Here is a 763-nt window from a genome sequence, read left to right on the forward strand (position 1 = left end):
AACGCACTTATATTCTCCTGCGTCATCTTTCTTCACATCTTTAAGCGTCAGTTTTGCGGTTACTGCTCCAGAGATCTTTTTATCTCCTTTATACCACTGATATCTTACCGGACTTCCCCAGTTTCCTTCCAGGTTTACGGACAATGTTGCTGTACCGCCGATCTGTACCTTCTGATCTTCCGCTGATGCGTCCAGTACATGAAGAGTCACCGCCTCACTGTATGCCGTTCCTGCCGCATTGGCTGCGGAAAGATAGAATGTCTGTCCATCCTGGTCTTTCGTAATGTTTTTAAGGGTCATGGTCGTGCTGGTCGTTGTGCTGTATTTATCTCCGTCAGTTAAAGGATTCTTCTCCCCATCGCACCATACAACTCCGTCTCTCGGCACGGAAGGATATCCCTGGTCATAATTTCCAGCTAAGGTTGCCTTTCCTCCCACGATTCCGTAAACATCTTTTGTCGTTACACGAACCACTGCAAGTTTTCCATCCACCGTCAGGTTCGTGGTTACTGTCTTTGAATTATATTCTGATGCGCTTCCGTAACCTCTCTGAACAACGCACTTATATTCTCCTGCGTCATCTTTCTTCACATCTTTAAGCGTCAGTTTTGCAGTTACTGCTCCAGAGATCTTTTTATCTCCTTTATACCACTGATATCTTACCGGACTTCCCCAGTTTCCTTCCAGGTTTACGGACAATGTTGCCGTATCGCCAGCCAGAACACTCTGATCTTCCGCTGATGCGTCCAGTACATGAAGAGTC

The 763-nt window shown here is 46.4% G+C and carries 1 protein-coding gene; it reads right to left on the minus strand.

The genetic code is table 11. From position 1 onward, the window contains the following. Window positions 1-763, minus strand: a 763-nt coding sequence (locus tag JMF81_RS09155; protein ID WP_201311154.1) for an immunoglobulin domain-containing protein, incomplete at both ends; no start/stop codon positions are given.

The organism is Anaerostipes butyraticus (genome assembly GCF_016586355.1).
Lineage (GTDB): Bacteria > Bacillota > Clostridia > Lachnospirales > Lachnospiraceae > Anaerostipes > Anaerostipes butyraticus.